General features: G+C 49.9%; 15 protein-coding genes and 3 tRNA genes. 16 read left to right on the top strand and 2 right to left on the bottom strand.

Translation table 11 applies throughout. The features are described from left to right. Positions 1 to 60: 60 nt before the first annotated feature. The 5 genes from SE18_RS24990 (at position 61) to SE18_RS24970 (ending at position 2,605) form a co-directional block, all read left to right on the top strand. On the top strand, positions 61 to 1,707 hold the full coding sequence (locus tag SE18_RS24990; protein ID WP_152976755.1) for a right-handed parallel beta-helix repeat-containing protein: 1,647 nt from the start codon (positions 61 to 63) through the stop codon (positions 1,705 to 1,707). A gap of 67 nt (positions 1,708 to 1,774) precedes the next feature. After that, a complete protein-coding gene (locus SE18_RS24985) occupies positions 1,775 to 2,206 on the top strand; it encodes a GNAT family N-acetyltransferase (protein ID WP_054537206.1) in 432 nt (143 codons plus the stop codon). 139 nt (positions 2,207 to 2,345) lie between these two features. Then, a tRNA-Leu gene (locus SE18_RS24980) sits at positions 2,346 to 2,432 on the top strand. Between the two features lie 19 nt (positions 2,433 to 2,451). Beyond that, positions 2,452 to 2,527 (top strand) — tRNA-Val (locus tag SE18_RS24975). Between the two features lie 2 nt (positions 2,528 to 2,529). Then, positions 2,530 to 2,605: transfer RNA gene (locus SE18_RS24970), tRNA-Phe, on the top strand. Between the two features lie 41 nt (positions 2,606 to 2,646). Here the strand turns inward: SE18_RS24970 and SE18_RS24965 are convergent. Next, the gene (locus SE18_RS24965) at positions 2,647 to 4,059 is read right to left on the bottom strand and encodes a hypothetical protein (RefSeq protein ID WP_054537205.1); all 1,413 of its coding nucleotides are present in this window, start codon (positions 4,057 to 4,059) and stop codon (positions 2,647 to 2,649) included. A gap of 136 nt (positions 4,060 to 4,195) precedes the next feature. Here SE18_RS24965 and SE18_RS24960 point away from each other — a divergent pair, with 136 nt between their 5' ends. The 10 genes from SE18_RS24960 to SE18_RS24915 all read left to right on the top strand — a co-directional run bounded on the left by SE18_RS24960 (position 4,196) and on the right by SE18_RS24915 (position 12,810). Beyond that, positions 4,196 to 4,591 (top strand): hypothetical protein, encoded by a 396-nt coding sequence (locus SE18_RS24960; RefSeq protein ID WP_054537204.1) that lies wholly within the window; start codon positions 4,196 to 4,198, stop codon positions 4,589 to 4,591. A 231-nt stretch (positions 4,592 to 4,822) separates the two neighbouring features. Then, positions 4,823 to 5,485 (top strand): helix-turn-helix transcriptional regulator, encoded by a 663-nt coding sequence (locus SE18_RS24955; protein ID WP_054537203.1) that lies wholly within the window; start codon positions 4,823 to 4,825, stop codon positions 5,483 to 5,485. A gap of 72 nt (positions 5,486 to 5,557) precedes the next feature. Then, a complete protein-coding gene (sufC, locus tag SE18_RS24950) occupies positions 5,558 to 6,349 on the top strand; it encodes a Fe-S cluster assembly ATPase SufC (RefSeq protein ID WP_054537202.1) in 792 nt (263 codons plus the stop codon). Beyond that, complete coding sequence (gene sufD, locus SE18_RS24945; RefSeq protein WP_054537201.1) at positions 6,339 to 7,529, top strand: Fe-S cluster assembly protein SufD; 1,191 nt, start codon at positions 6,339 to 6,341, stop codon at positions 7,527 to 7,529. The genes sufC and sufD overlap by 11 nt, the downstream gene beginning before the upstream one ends. 161 nt (positions 7,530 to 7,690) lie before the next feature. Further along, entirely contained in the window at positions 7,691 to 8,077 is a 387-nt protein-coding gene (locus SE18_RS24940; protein WP_054537200.1) for a GxxExxY protein, read from the top strand. 95 nt (positions 8,078 to 8,172) lie between these two features. Next, complete coding sequence (locus SE18_RS24935) at positions 8,173 to 9,411, top strand: cysteine desulfurase (protein WP_054537199.1); 1,239 nt, start codon at positions 8,173 to 8,175, stop codon at positions 9,409 to 9,411. A gap of 6 nt (positions 9,412 to 9,417) precedes the next feature. After that, positions 9,418 to 9,813: a Fe-S cluster assembly sulfur transfer protein SufU gene (gene sufU, locus SE18_RS24930; protein WP_012187967.1), complete on the top strand. Its 396-nt coding sequence runs from the start codon at positions 9,418 to 9,420 to the stop codon at positions 9,811 to 9,813. A 250-nt stretch (positions 9,814 to 10,063) separates the two neighbouring features. Then, positions 10,064 to 11,482, top strand: coding sequence for a Fe-S cluster assembly protein SufB (sufB, locus tag SE18_RS24925; protein ID WP_054537198.1), 1,419 nt, complete (start codon positions 10,064 to 10,066; stop codon positions 11,480 to 11,482). A gap of 98 nt (positions 11,483 to 11,580) precedes the next feature. Next, positions 11,581 to 11,892 carry a Rieske (2Fe-2S) protein gene (locus SE18_RS24920; RefSeq protein ID WP_054537197.1) on the top strand — a complete coding sequence of 104 codons (312 nt, stop codon included), beginning with the start codon at positions 11,581 to 11,583 and terminating at the stop codon, positions 11,890 to 11,892. A gap of 27 nt (positions 11,893 to 11,919) precedes the next feature. Further along, on the top strand, positions 11,920 to 12,810 hold the full coding sequence (locus SE18_RS24915; RefSeq protein WP_054537196.1) for a sulfurtransferase: 891 nt from the start codon (positions 11,920 to 11,922) through the stop codon (positions 12,808 to 12,810). Between the two features lie 210 nt (positions 12,811 to 13,020). Here the strand turns inward: SE18_RS24915 and SE18_RS24910 are convergent, their stop codons facing one another. Next, positions 13,021 to 13,905 (bottom strand): NmrA family NAD(P)-binding protein, encoded by an 885-nt coding sequence (locus tag SE18_RS24910; RefSeq protein ID WP_054537195.1) that lies wholly within the window; start codon positions 13,903 to 13,905, stop codon positions 13,021 to 13,023. A gap of 143 nt (positions 13,906 to 14,048) precedes the next feature. On the opposite strand from SE18_RS24910, the gene SE18_RS24905 reads away from it, so the two are divergent. Then, positions 14,049 to 14,636, top strand: coding sequence for a TetR/AcrR family transcriptional regulator (locus SE18_RS24905; RefSeq protein WP_054537194.1), 588 nt, complete (start codon positions 14,049 to 14,051; stop codon positions 14,634 to 14,636). The last annotated feature ends 143 nt before the right edge of the window (positions 14,637 to 14,779 follow it).

Raw genomic sequence — 14,779 nt, 5'->3', positions numbered from 1 at the left:
TATAATTTCTTAACCAATCTTCATTGCACGATGGCTCAGGCTGTGCTACCATGGCGCACTATGGAGATGCAAAACCTGCCACCAAGTGGCCCACCAACTCAACGAGCGAAGTTGCTCAGCGCCCTGCGTTCAAGTCGTGCGATGCAAAAAATCCGCCAGTATCAGACAATTCTTATGGCTGGTACCTTTTTTGTGTTGGCTGCAATTTTTGGGCTTAATTCGCAAGCGCCCATTGAAGCGCCTGCAACTGGCTCTAGCCCAACGACGCTATCTCAAGCAACGCTGGCGCCTGCTGATGGCTCAATTACGCCAACGCTGATTAGCAGCACGGAAGTAACCAGCAATCGCCCAACTGCAACTGATGTGGCAGGCGGCGGGCCAGTCGGGCCTCCAGCCCCAAATCGGGCAACCCCAACAATTGAAGGGGCCTATCCGCCGCCAATGGGCGATGGGCCAACCCCAACAATTGATCCTTTTCCAACGTTGCCAGTTGGTGGCACATCAATGCCGCTTTTCCCAACCAGTAGCACGGCCAATCGGGGTACAACTGCCCCAACCCAAGGCTCTGGCAGCAATTATCCTACTCCCGATACAAAAAGCACTCCAGCCCCAACCAATATTCCTGTGCCAACTGATTCAATCCCGTTGCCAACCGATCAATTGCCGTTCCCAACTGAGGAAGATGACGATCCTAAGCCAACCGAAGATTCCTTGGAAACTCCGAGCAGCACTGAGGAGCCATTTGAAACCCCAACGGCTACTGCAACCGAAGGCCCAACCGCAACACCAACCAATACGCCAACTCCAACCCCATTGCCCTACGATATGATTCGTGGCAATACTCGTTGGTCAATCGCTCAAAGCCCAGTCAAAGTTCGCCGCGATACGATCATCGCCAAAGGCGCAACCCTGACGATTGACGATGGGGTTGAAGTGTTAATGGATGCCAATACGTCGTTGGTGGTCGATGGCAGCTTGAATGCCAATGGCGCGCGCTTCCGCAAAAGTGGCCAAAGCTTGTGGAAATCGATTGTGGTCAATAATGGCGGTCAAGCCAATTTGAACGGGGTTGATGTCCGTGGTGGCGGGGCCGAAGGCGTGCTAATCTCAGCGCTCGGCGGCAATACGGTCATCCAAGATAGCGTCTTTGAAGAAAACCAAGGCCGCATGTATATCAGCGGCGGCAACTTCGATATGCAACGCAGCCGTGTGGTTGGCTATGCGCCAATTAGCGCTGAGGTGCGCGGGGGTAAGAGCTTGCGCCTATTCAGCAATGTGATTAACAACACAGCCAGCGATGGCGCAACTGGCGTAAGCCTCAGCGCAACCGCCGATGATGTTGAAATCGTGCTGGAGAAGAATAGCTTCCGTGGCAATAGCGGTACGAATGTTCGCGCTCAATTCAACCAATCGTTGAATGCAGTCTTCCAGTGCAATAACTTTAGCGGCGGCGCTTATGGCTTGCAAATCAAATCAACCGACCCCACCTTAGATGGCTCACGGATTTTGATTAGCGGCAATAGCTTCCAAAGCCACAAAAACTATGGCCTAACTGGCGATGTGGGCTTTGATGCCCGCAACAACTGGTGGGGCGATGCCTCAGGTCCCTATCACCCTGAGCAAAATGGCGCTGGCACTGGCGATGCGGTCGGTGTAAACTTGACCTTCAGTCCATGGCTGAATGCCAAACCAAGCTGCGCCCCGTAGATCTTCGTTCTTGCACCAGCCTCAGTTAATGAAACTGGGGCTGGTGTTTTTTTGTGGAGCACTGTTTATGCAATGGCAACGTGGCGATTATACAATTAGCACCGATCCTGCATTGCTCGATTATGCGGCGATTGTTGCTGGGCTGCATCAAACCTATTGGGCCGCCGAACGCGATCCAGCAATCATTATTCGCTCGGTTGAGCATTCGTTGTGTTTTGGGGTCTATCACGGCCAGCAGCAAATTGGCTTGGCACGGGTCATTACCGATTACGCGGTTTTTGCCTATATTGATGATGTCTATATTTTGGCTGAACATCGGGGCCAGGGGCTTGGCAAGTGGCTGGTGCAAACCATGTTGGCTTACCCTGAGTTGCAAGGCTTGCGACGCTGGCTGTTGGCCACCAGAAACGCCCAAGGCCTGTATGCCCAAGTTGGTTTTGGCCCACTCGCATCAGCCGAACCATGGATGGAAATCTTCAAGCAACAAACCGAGAATTGAGCTAGTTTTGCGGGCTAAATTCTGGCATTTTGGCGCAGCAAGCTAAAATTTGACAAGAATGCCAAAGCTGATTATAATACCACGGCACTAAACAATTGAATAACGAAATGCAACACAAACCAAATGTTGCAAACCACCTGCCCAGGTGGCGGAATTGGCAGACGCGCTACTTTGAGGGGGTAGTGGGAGCAATCTCGTGTGGGTTCAAGTCCCACTCTGGGCACCAATTCGTTCTTCATACATATGGGTGATTAGCTCAGTTGGTAGAGCGTCTCGTTTACACCGAGTAGGTCGGGGGTTCGAGTCCCTCATCACCCACCAATGCCACTTTAGCTCAGTTGGTAGAGCATACGACTGAAAATTGTAGGGTCTCCGGTTCGAGCCCGGAAGGTGGCACCAAATCAAACCACTGGTCGAATGACCAGTGGTTTTTTGTTGTTTTAGTTTATTTGAACAACTGGGCTGAATACTTCATAGCTGATCGGGCTTAGCCAGCGTTCAATCGCTGGGCGATCGCGCTCACGGCTGAAGATGGCAATAAATGGCTGCAAACAACGGGCCTCAGCACAACCATTTAAGCTCGCGCCAGTCACGCTCCAGCCAAGGTTGGTTGGGCCGAATACTTGGGTATCAAGTTGGCCAACCCATTGCTGTTGATGAGGTGTCGTACTGCTGCTTTGGACGTTGTAATAGGCCCAGCCTGGGGGCGGCGCATTAAAATCATCAAAAATGCTGCTCGAAAGGGTGGGAAATTGCTCGGTGCTGCTATGGTAAAAACTCACCGCCACATCATCGCGGCCATTTACCGCAGCACTCGGCAGCGAAAAACCATTTTGGGCATTGAAAATAAATGGCCGCGCTAAACTAAATGGCAGTAAGCTTAAGTCACGTTCATAGACTCGCACTGCATCGATGTAGGGAAAGGTAATGGTGTTGCTGGAAACAGCATTCCACATAAACCCGACTGTGCCTTTGGCTACCCAGCCAGCGCGAATTCGGCCATCATCGTCTGCGCACCAGTTACCTTGATCAGGCGTTGGGCAAATCCGCGCGCCTGCTGTCCACTCTGCTACCGTTACGTCGCTACTGGTTGGAACTGGCTGGTTTTCATCCCAAGCGTACATGCGCAGGGTTGTTTGATTGATGTGGGTTGCAAAATACATCATATCTTTTGCGCCTCGCACCAAGTGCCAGGCCCGCTCCGTTGTAGAAGGATAACTGCGCATAAAGACTGGTTCATCTTCAAGCGTATCAGTTTGAATCTGACTGACCCAAGTGCTGTCGATTGCCCCGCCGATCGCTTGGCGATCCATTGCTAGCCAAATTTGGTTGGCGCTTAGCTCAAGCTGTGGCTCTACCCAAGTGTAGCCTTGGACCGCTGGCACGTCATACCATTCCCATTCGTGTCCGGCCAAACCTGCGCTATCGGTGTATGCAATCCGCACTAAGCCGCGTTGAGTATCAGGCGCATACTGCAACAACCAAATAAAAAGATCACGGCCATAATCGTAAGCAAACGCTTGTTGGCAGCACAAGCCGCCTGCCGCCACCGGAAACAGCGCTTGTGGATCAAGCTGTTGCCAATGATTGCCTGCATCAAGCGTCAAAAAGGTGTTTTGACCAACCCCAACCAACCAACTATCGCCACTGGCGACCCCACGCACAGCATCGCCAAAATTCATTGTTGTGGGAATGGAATGCATCCGCAGCACCTGAAATGCGCCTGCTGGATCTCCCTCACCTTCGCCAAAAATTCGTTCTGTAGAGTCTGGGTTCGCAGCTTGGGTTTGTGGGATACTTCCCAGCAACAGCGCTAGCATCAGCCCAACAAGGGCGACCCTCAACCAAACCATGTCGATCTTCCTTTCAACAGCAAGCCTTCAATAGAGCGCAACTATACCCCTGAATCGAAATTGTGACAAAACCTTGTGACAGTTGTTGTCACAAGGTGCTGCTATGCTCAAGCCAACATTGGTTAGGAGGTCTGCAATGCATCCAGTAACGGGAATCGAAGCAGTATTGCAATGGTTTGCTGAACAATATTCTTCAAGCGAGGCCGACCAAATTCGTAGTGCGGTCAACGCCAATACCCGTTTGCTCAAAGCATGGAGGCATAACCCAGCCAATCTGCGCCCTTTGGCCAGCGATAAACATTTGTGGTGCTTGATTGGCGCGATGTATGGTAATCCTGTGCTTGCTCAAGCCCAAGCTGTCTATCGCCAAGCCACCGCTCACTATCAACGCTGGCTCAATCGGCGCCGCAATTTGCAAACTGTCGAGGTGCGTTTGCAAGGCGATTTAGCCCGTTTTGGCGAACAACACCCCCGTACTCAACGGACTTTAGCCCAACTCCAACGCTTGCACCAAGAACTATTGGCTGCTTAATCAACTTCTCATCAACGTTTTTGCAGCCGCCTATGCTGCATTGAGCACTCATTGGTATGGTTATTGCCCCAAATCTGCCCTAAAACGGGCTTGTTTTGGTTTAAAACAGGCCTAAAGTATGAATAAACACAGTTTTTTCCGATTTTATTGACAGAAAATGATTATCGATTTATAATCATTCTCAATAACGAACCATGCAACGGTATGGTCAAGGCAACATGCGAGGTATCTATGACCGTGTTTGGTATCCGAGAAGGAACGCCCGCCGGCGATATTGTGAGCTACATTCAGCGTAAAGGTTCAGCGACTGTCAAGGAATTGGAAGATGCGCTGGCTGTGAGCACAACTGCGGTGCGCGAGCAACTAACTCATCTCACCAACCAAGGCCTCATTACGCCAAGCAAGATTCGCCAAGGCCCAGGCCGGCCTTCCTATCGCTACACCCTAACTGCCAAGGCCCAATCGCTCTTTCCCAAGGGCTACGATGTGTTGCTCAATGTGTTGCTCGAAGAAATTTTAGCGACTGAAGGCCCAGAGGGCATGGCTCAATTGCTCAGTCGGGTTGGCACCCGTTTGGCAACGCTCTACACGGGCGATCATCCAGCCAATGTGGCCTTGCGTGAGCGCTTGATGCAATTTGTCTACACGATGAACCGCAAAGGGATGTCGATTAATGTCGCCGAATCGCCTGGTGGTGGTTGGGTGGTGAGTGAGTATGCCTGCCCCTATTTTGAGGTCGCGCAAACTCACGATAGTTTGTGTAGCATGGAACGCCAAATGATGGAAACTGCACTCGGCCATGAAGTTGAAATTCAACGCCGCATGGTCGAAGGTCATAACGGCTGTCACTTTGTGATTAAGGCCGATGAGATTGGGATTGAGAAGCATAACTAAGTTCTTTGGCGGCTGGTAATGCAAGGGCATGCCATGCTGTTGTCTTGAATAGCAATCTTGAATAGGAGTGTCATGAGCGCCAACAATTTGGTCATTCGCAACTTGCACGTTGCGGTCGATGGCAAAGAAATTCTCAAAGGTATTAATCTGACCATCGAAGAAGGCAAAATTCACGCCATCATGGGGCCAAATGGCTCAGGCAAGTCAACCTTGGCGTATACCCTCGCTGGTCACCCACGCTATGAAGTGACTGAAGGCGAAGTTTGGTACAAAGGCCAAGATGTGCTTGATCTCGAACCAAACGATCGTTCAAAATTGGGCTTGTTCCTTGCATTCCAATATCCCGTTGCGGTAGCTGGTGTAACCGTTGCCAACTTCTTGCGCGCTGCCTTGAACGCCCATCGCGCTCAAGAAGGCGTTGATCCAAAGTCGACCGCCATTCCAATGGCCGAATATCGCAAAGTGATCAAATCGCGCATGGATATGTTGGAAATGGCGCCTGATTTTGCCCGTCGCTATTTGAACGAAGGTTTCTCTGGTGGCGAAAAGAAACGGCTCGAAATTTTGCAAATGGCCATGTTGCAGCCTTCAATCTCGATCATGGATGAAACCGATTCAGGGCTTGACATCGACGCATTGAAAATTGTGGCCGAAGGTGTCAACAAAGTTAAAGCCGAAAAGCCTGAACTTGGCGTGTTGGTCATCACCCACTACCAACGCTTGCTCAACTACATCAAGCCTGATTATGTGCACGTTTTGATGAACGGCCAAATCGTGCGCGAAGGTGGCCCAGAAATGGCTTTGGAACTCGAAGAAAAAGGCTACGATTTCATTCGAGAGGAAGTGTTTGGCAATGCCAGCTAATTTGCAATCTACTTTTGATGTGGCGCAATTTGAGGCCTTGCTGGCCAGCCGCAACGAGCCAGAATGGCTGACTAGCCGCCGTCGCGAAGCATGGCAAGCATTCGAAACCGCCGAGCAACCAGATTGGCGCCGAACCAATTTGAAGGGCTTCAATATCGCTGATTACACGCTGGCTGAGGCCGAAGTTTCGGTTGAATTTGCTGGCGCTGAAGGCGTAACGATTTTGCCTTTAGCCGAAGCGATTCAAAGCCACGCCGAGTTGGTGCAACGGGTGCTTGGTAGCGCCGTGCAAACCAGCCGCGATCCCTATTCAGCGCTCAATAATGCTTTGGTCAACGGTGGGCTTTTTATCCACGTTGCCAAAGATGTTGCAGTCGAAGAATTGGTGCGGATTCGCTATCACGTCGCCAAGGCTGGCACAATTGTCGCTCCTCGCACGCTGATCGTGACCGAGCGCCATAGCTCGATCAACGTGATCGAAGAAATTAGCTCAGCTGATTTTGATGCGAGTGCAGTGGTCTTGACCGGGGTTGAAATCGAGGTTGGCGATGGTGGCCAAGTTAATTTCAGCAGCGTACAAACCTTGAACAACAATGTTTATGTGCTCGGCAGCCAACAAATTCGCATCAACCGCGATGCCCAAGCAGAATGGTTGAACGTGGTGGTTGGCAGCGCCGTGCAGCACGTTACCTTGGAAGCCAATTTGAGTGGCAACGGCTCAAGCGTCAATTGGAATGGTTTGTTGTATGGCAATGGTAAGCAAAACTTGCTGGTTGCGCCCAAACTCAATCACATTGGCTTGAATACCGAAGGCCAAATCAACTTCAAAACCGTGGTCGATGATGAAGCCTATGCCGTTTTCGATGGCATGGTCAAAATTCCGGCTACTGGCCAAGGCACCAACTCCGACTTGCGCGAAAATGCCTTGCACTTGAGCAAAACTTCACGCTCGGATTCAATTCCAGGCTTGGAGATTGATGCCAATGAAGTTAAGGCAGGCCACGGCTCAACTAGCGGTCAAATCGACGAAGAGCAGTTGTTCTATCTGCAATCGCGCGGTTTGCCGTTTGCTGAAGCCAAACGAACAATCGTCTTGGGCTTTGTCGGCGAAATCATCGATATGATTCCTGATGAAGCTGTGCGCGAACGGGTCGAAACCATCGTCGCCGAAAAAGTCTAAGTATCAAAAATCTTCGTGGTTTCAGTCAATGTATAAGATTGAAACCACGAAGAGCACGAAGAACGCTAAGGTTGATAAGTTATAAGATCAGAATTGATTCGCCAAAAATGAATAACAAAGGTATCTAATGATATCCATTGACTCATTTTGGAGAAACAATTATGCCTTTATTGTTAGCTGATGAAGCATTCGCAGTAGTTGGAGCGGCGATTGAAGTACATCGTGAGTTGGGTAGCGGATTTCTAGAAGCTGTCTATCAAGAGGCACTTGAATTCGAATTCACTCAACGTCAAATTCCTTTTATACGTCAACAGCCATTGCCAATTCGCTATAAACAAACGATCTTAAATAAACTCTATATTGCCGATTTGGTTTGCTTCGACCAGATTATTGTTGAAATAAAGGCAATTCAACAATTAACATCGGTTGAACATGCTCAATTATTAAATTATCTCAAGGCGACGCATAAACCGCTAGGGATCTTAATGAATTTTCATAGTCGGCCAACACTGGAATGGAAACGCTTAATTTTGAGTAACGATACTTAGCGATCTTCGCGTCCTTCGCGGTTTCTATTCTTCGTGCTCTTCGTGTCCTTCGTGGATCAAAAAGCAATTCTTTGTCGATCGGATATTGGTGAGTTATGTCTGTACAAACAACCCTTGATGTTAACGCCATTCGCGAGCAATTTCCGCTCTTGGATCAATCGATTAACGGCCATCGCCTAGCCTACTTGGATAGCACCGCAACTGCCCAAAAGCCGCTAGCAGTGCTTGACGCGATGGATCGCTATTATCGCACGATTAATGCGAATGTTCATCGAGGTGTGTATCAGATTAGCGAAGCCGCCACCGAAGCCTATGAAGGCACGCGCCGCACGATTGGCCGCTTTATCGGCGCTAAATCGACTAAAGAAATTATTTTTACTCGCAACGCGACCGAAGCGATTAACTTGGTTGCCCAAAGCTGGGGCCGTGCTAATTTGCAAGCGGGCGATCGAATTTTGCTCACAGTCAGCGAACATCATTCGAATTTAGTGCCATGGCAATTGCTAGCAGCCCAAATTGGTGTGGAGCTTGATTTTATCGAGCTTGATGCGCAAGGCCGACTTGATCTCGGCAACCTTGATCAACTATTGACTAAACGCACCAAATTGGTTGCCATGACCCACATGTCGAATGTACTGGGCACGATCAATCCGGTTGAACAGGTGATTGCGGCGGCCAAGCAGGTTGGAGCCTTGGTACTGCTGGATGGGGCGCAAAGTGTGCCACATCTTCCCATCAATGTGCAAGCGCTTGGCTGCGATTTCCTGGCCTTCTCGGGGCATAAAATGTGCGGCCCTACTGGCATTGGCGTGCTCTGGGCGCGGCGCGAATTGCTTGAAGCCATGCCGCCGTTTATGGGTGGCGGCGATATGATCAAACGGGTCGGGCTACGCGAAAGCTCATGGAACGATCTTCCATGGAAATTCGAGGCAGGCACGCCAGCGATTGCCGAGGCGATTGGCCTTGGCGCGGCGATTGACTTCTTGAATGAACTTGGGATGCAGGCGATTCACGAGCGCGAACGCCAGTTGACCCATTACGCTTGGGATAAACTCAGTGCCATCGATGGGCTGACTATTTTTGGTCCGCCTGCTGCTGAGCGCGGTGGCTTGTTGAGCTTTACCCTTGCAGGCGTGCATGCCCATGATGTGGCGGCGATTCTCGATACCCAAGGGATTGCAGTGCGGGCTGGGCATCATTGTACCCATCCGTTGCACGATATTTTTGGCGTGCCAGCAACGGTACGCGCATCATTCTACCTATACACGCTTGAGGAAGAAATTGATCGTTTGGCCGAAGCCTTGGTTTTGGCTCGCGATACCTTCCAACTGTGAGGCCTTGTGGACGATTTATATCGTGAAAATATATTAGATCATTATCGTCATCCGCGAAATTACGGCGAGATCGAGCAAGCAACGATTGTGCAACACGAACACAATCCGTTGTGTGGCGATCAACTCAGCATTTATTTGTTGGTCGAAAATGAGCGGATTGTTGATGTAAAATTTAAAGGCAAAGGCTGCGCAATCAGCCAAGCTTCAGCCTCGATGCTCAGCGAAGAACTTGCTGGCAAAAGCGTTGATGAAGCCAAAGCTTTTGATAAACAAACCATCCTCGATTTATTGGGGATACCGATTGGGCCTGTGCGGCTCAAGTGTGCCTTGCTCTCGCTCAAAACACTCAAAGCTGGGCTCTACGGGGTCAATCTGGTTGACGACGATGAGGATAGCCTTTGATCAAGTCTGTTCGACATCCAGCACTAATTAGTATTATCCGATTGATTAAGTTGGATGGAGTCGGATTCGCTTTCTGGGCAATCTATGCCTTGTTCGAACGATTGCGTAAGCAGCGCTATGAACAATCAATTGCTACGGCACTAGCTGAATTTTCTGCTAACGAATGGCAGCATTTAGAAACAGAATTGCAAGATTCTGAATCAAGTAATCTCATCACTTATTCGTGATCACACTATAGGAGGCTCAGGGCATGTCCAACCCTGCACAAAACGAGATCGAGTTTGATTACTCGAAGTACGGCTTTCGCGACGAAGAGAACTATACATTCAAATCTTCAAAAGGTCTGAATGCCGATATTGTGCGCACGATCTCGGAAATGAAGGGCGAACCTGAATGGATGTTGCAACGCCGCTTGAAGGCGCTGGAAATTTTCCATAAAAAACCACTGCCAGTCAGTGGCGTGTGGGCCAACCCACGCTTGGCTGAGTTGGATTTCCAAGATATTCACTACTATGTGCGGCCTGGCGAACGCGCCGAAAATAGCTGGGACGATGTGCCAGAAAATATCAAGAATACCTTTGAAAAATTGGGTATTCCTGAAGCTGAACGCAAGTTCTTGGCTGGCGTTGGCGCTCAATACGAATCAGAAGTTGTCTACCACTCATTGCGCGAAGAGTGGGAAAAACTGGGCGTGATCTTCCTTGATACCGACACTGGTTTGAAAGAGTATCCAGAGTTGTTCAAGGAATATTTCGGCACGATCATTCCTTCAGCAGATAACAAATTTGCTGCCTTGAACACAGCAGTTTGGTCTGGTGGCTCGTTCGTGTACGTGCCCAAGGGTGTCAAGGTCGATATTCCATTGCAAGCCTATTTCCGCATCAACGCTGAAAACATGGGCCAGTTCGAACGCACCTTGATTATCGTCGACGAAGGCGCAGAAGTTCACTATATCGAAGGTTGTACTGCGCCAGTTTACAGCACCAACTCGCTGCACTCAGCAGTCGTTGAAATTATCATCAAAAAAGGTGGCAAATGCCGCTATACCACGATTCAAAACTGGGCCAATAATATTTTCAATTTGGTGACCAAACGCGCTGTTGCCTACGAAGATGCCTCAATGGAATGGGTCGATGGTAACATTGGCTCGAAGTTGACCATGAAGTATCCCGCAGTTTATATGATGGGTCGCGGCGCAAAGGGCGAGGTGCTTTCAGTCGCTTATGCTGGCGAAGGCCAACATCAAGATGCTGGGGCCAAAATGGTGCACGGCGCTCCCGACACCACCAGCCGCATCACCAACAAATCAGTCTCGAAGAACGGCGGTCGCACGACCTATCGTGGCTTGGCCAAAGTTCAACGCGGCGCCCACAACGCCAAAATCAATGTGGTCTGTGATGCCTTGATTCTCGACGATCGCTCAGCCTCGGATACGATTCCGTACATCGAGATCGAGGAAGATTCAGCGACCGTGGCCCACGAAGCAACCGTCGGCAAAATCGGTGAAGAGCAATTGTTCTATCTGATGAGCCGTGGCCTCGACGAAGCCGAAGCACTTTCGATGATTGTGCTGGGCTTTATGGAGCCATTTACCCGCGAATTGCCCATGGAATACGCGGTCGAATTGAACCGCTTGATCCAAATGGAAATGGAAGGTTCGGTCGGCTAGGCTTGGCCTACCAACGCCGAGGCGCAACCACTGCGTCCTCGGCGTTTTCTATGTCAGATTATTGTTAATCAATTTAGTTAATAAATTAAGGAATAATGATGAGCTTTCACGTTGTTGCAACGCTGCACGATTTGGCCGACACGCCAGCGATTCAAATTGATTTTGCTGGCGAGCAAGTTGGGATTTTTCGCTGTGGCAGCCAATATTTTGCCACCAGCAACATTTGCACCCATGCCTATGCCGAATTGCACGAGGGCGAGTTGGATGTTGATGATTGCACAATCGAATGTCCGTTGCATGGCGCACGTTTTGATTTGGCTAGTGGTCGCCCGCGATCGTTGCCAGCGACCGAACCATTGAAGGTCTATAGCCTTAAAATTGAAGGCGATCAAATTTTGCTTGAAGCTTAAATATTAATCTCAATAAAGGAGCAATCGATGAGCGATTATGTGAATCCTGAGGTCTTGGTGAGCACAGATTGGGTTGCCGAACATTTGAACGATGCAGATGTGCGCTTGGTTGAGTCTGATGAAGATATTTTGCTCTACGAAATGGGCCATATCGCCAACGCGGTCAAAATCAATTGGCAAGATGATTTAAATGATGTGCAGATTCGCGATTATATTGATGGCGATGCCTTTGCTGCGCTGATGAGCCGTTTTGGCATTAGTAATGACACGACGATCGTTTTTTATGGCGATAAAAATAATTGGTGGGCCTGCTATGCCTATTGGGTTTTCCAATTGCTTGGCCACGAAAAGCTCAAAATTATGAACGGTGGCCGCAAAAAATGGATTGACGAAGGCCGCGAATTGACGCGGGTTGTGCCAAGCTTCGAGCCAACTCAGTATGTTGTGGGCGAACCAAAGCCCGAAATTCGTGCTTTCCGCGATGATGTATTGGCCCATATTGGCCGCCCAAATGCTCGCCAAACCGCAATTGACTTGCCAGCTGGCCATAGTTTGGTCGATGTGCGTTCGCCCGATGAATTTACTGGCAAAAAATTGCACATGCCCGAATATCCCCAAGAGGGTGCTGTGCGCGGCGGCCATATTCCAGGCGCGGTCAATGTGCCTTGGGCCAAAGCAGTTAACGACGATGGCACCTTCAAGAGCGCCGACGAAATTCGCCAATTGTATGGCGAGGTTGGGGTTACGCCCGAAAGCGATACCGTGGTTTATTGCAGAATTGGCGAGCGCTCATCGCTAACGTGGTTTGTGCTGCACGAATTGCTAGGCTACAAAAACGTGCGCAATTACGACGGCTCATGGACTGAGTGGGGCAACGTCGTTGGCTTGCCAATTCATAACCCAACCACTAGTAAATAGCTAATTTGTTTGCTCAGTATGGTGGGTGAACCTGTTGGTAAATATGTAGCGGGATATAGAAAGAATTTAGGCAATCTATATATCCGATTTTAGGGGGTGCAGGGGGATGAAAACCCCCTGCGTCTCCCGCCTTGAGGCGGGACGGAAGGGTGGTGATTAACCATCCTTCCGGATACTGTGACCCAACTATGGCTAGGGAATAATCTAATCTTAGCTAAACAACGCGCGATTCGCGTTAAGATATTCGGCCAACGATTGAGCTGGCTTGCCAGTCAAGCGCTCAACGTCGTTGCTCACAACATCCAACGCGCTTGAGCCGATCAAATCGTGATCGATGGCGACGACAAAACCGGCAACTGGCGCTGGCAGGCCATAGTGCTCAAGTTGTTGTTGGGCACTGGCTGCATCGATTGGCTGATAAACCACCTCGCGGCCTGCGAATTCGGCGACGGTTTCGGCGATTGCTTTGTGGGTTAAGCTCACTGGGCCAGTAATGTTGTACACTTCTGAAGCGGTGCTAGCGCTGACCAAGGCGGCAGCGGCGGCAGCGGCACAATCGGCGCGGGCAACTAAGCCAGCAGCAGCATCGCCTGCGGCGGCAGCAATGGCGCCACTTGCCAAGGCACCTTTCACCTTATCGGTGATCGTCTCAAAATAGAAGTTATTGCGCAAGAAGCTGTAGCTCAAACCACTGGCCTTAATTGCTTCCTCGGTCGCAGCGTGTTCGCGAATGAACTCCATTGGGGCTTCTGCTGGATTAATTGCCGAAGTATAGACGATGTGTTTTACGCCAGCCTCGGCGATTGCCTTGACCGCATCGTTTTGCAAACGTACCCGTTCGCTGCCAACAACATCGATGCTGATAAGCAACACTCGTTCGACTCCGGCCAAGGCAGCAGTCAAACTTGCTGGATCGTTGAAATCGCCAGCGGCAACTTTGACGCCTTGGGCGGCAACATCGGCTAATTTGGCTGGATCACGGGTGATTGCCACAACTTGATGTGCCCCAACGTGTTCGAGCACATGTTGCAACACTAAGCGCCCTAATTGACCTGCTGCACCGGTGATCGCGACCAAACCTTGAGTATGAGCCATGATTAAAAACCTCACTAATTTGATTGAAAGCTAAACAACACTCGTTGTTTAATTGACATCTGTTGAATAGCATAGAGAACTCGTGCTATAGTGTCAACCAGCAAAAACGAAAATGTGTTGCTTAGGCAACATAAGGAGCTAAAATGTTGGGAAACGCTGTAAAAATTGACCCGCGCGCCAAACGCACCCGCAAATTAATTCTTGATGCCTTGATTCAGCTCTTGCGCACCCGTACCTTCGAGGAAGTAACAGTTAATGAGATTGCCGAAGCGGCGACGATTAATCGGGCAACCTTCTATGCCCATTTCAGCGATAAATATGCCTTGGTTGATGAATTAATTCGCGATGGCTTTATGATGTTCCTTGATCGGCGCATGCAGCATTATCCCGACACGCCAACCCGCTATATGCAGGCCTTGCTGTGGGCAATCGCTGACCATTGGGCTATGGTCCATGGCCAGTGCAATCAGTATCATCGCTTTTTTGATTCGTTGGCTGAAAACCAGATTAAACGCATGTTAGAGCAACACATTCAAACATGGCTTGATCATTATTCGCCCTTGCGCAGCGTGCCTGCCATGCAACGCCAACTTTTGGCGACCATGCTCAGTTGGTCGGTGTATGCCTTGGCCGCCCGCTGGCTCTATAGCGACCGCTGCCAAAACCTCGAAAGTTTTATCAACGATAGCGTACCCTTGCTGGTTGGTAGCATCGAAGCCTTGAAAGGATGAAACGAGAACATAGAACAGAGAGCAGAGAACATAGAAAAGGATGGCTATGGGCTGTTGGCTATTGGCTATGGGAACATAATAATGTGAGCCAATCTGTGCAATCTGTGGCTAAAAATTGGGGATCGGATTTTAACGCAGAGGCG

It is taken from the genome of Herpetosiphon geysericola, assembly GCF_001306135.1.
In the GTDB taxonomy this organism is placed as follows: domain Bacteria; phylum Chloroflexota; class Chloroflexia; order Chloroflexales; family Herpetosiphonaceae; genus Herpetosiphon; species Herpetosiphon geysericola.
Note: the sequence above shows the minus strand (reverse complement) of the source record. Positions and strands in the feature narration are given on the sequence as shown.

Coding starts and splice junctions, on each gene's coding strand:
- SE18_RS24990 (WP_152976755.1), top strand. CDS start 61: ATGGAGATGCAAAACCTGCCACCAAGTGGCCCACCAACTCAACGAGCG.
- SE18_RS24985 (WP_054537206.1), top strand. CDS start 1,775: ATGCAATGGCAACGTGGCGATTATACAATTAGCACCGATCCTGCATTG.
- SE18_RS24965 (WP_054537205.1), bottom strand. CDS start 4,059: ATGGTTTGGTTGAGGGTCGCCCTTGTTGGGCTGATGCTAGCGCTGTTG.
- SE18_RS24960 (WP_054537204.1), top strand. CDS start 4,196: ATGCATCCAGTAACGGGAATCGAAGCAGTATTGCAATGGTTTGCTGAA.
- SE18_RS24955 (WP_054537203.1), top strand. CDS start 4,823: ATGACCGTGTTTGGTATCCGAGAAGGAACGCCCGCCGGCGATATTGTG.
- sufC (WP_054537202.1), top strand. CDS start 5,558: ATGAGCGCCAACAATTTGGTCATTCGCAACTTGCACGTTGCGGTCGAT.
- sufD (WP_054537201.1), top strand. CDS start 6,339: ATGCCAGCTAATTTGCAATCTACTTTTGATGTGGCGCAATTTGAGGCC.
- SE18_RS24940 (WP_054537200.1), top strand. CDS start 7,691: ATGCCTTTATTGTTAGCTGATGAAGCATTCGCAGTAGTTGGAGCGGCG.
- SE18_RS24935 (WP_054537199.1), top strand. CDS start 8,173: ATGTCTGTACAAACAACCCTTGATGTTAACGCCATTCGCGAGCAATTT.
- sufB (WP_054537198.1), top strand. CDS start 10,064: ATGTCCAACCCTGCACAAAACGAGATCGAGTTTGATTACTCGAAGTAC.
- SE18_RS24920 (WP_054537197.1), top strand. CDS start 11,581: ATGAGCTTTCACGTTGTTGCAACGCTGCACGATTTGGCCGACACGCCA.
- SE18_RS24915 (WP_054537196.1), top strand. CDS start 11,920: ATGAGCGATTATGTGAATCCTGAGGTCTTGGTGAGCACAGATTGGGTT.
- SE18_RS24910 (WP_054537195.1), bottom strand. CDS start 13,905: ATGGCTCATACTCAAGGTTTGGTCGCGATCACCGGTGCAGCAGGTCAA.
- SE18_RS24905 (WP_054537194.1), top strand. CDS start 14,049: ATGTTGGGAAACGCTGTAAAAATTGACCCGCGCGCCAAACGCACCCGC.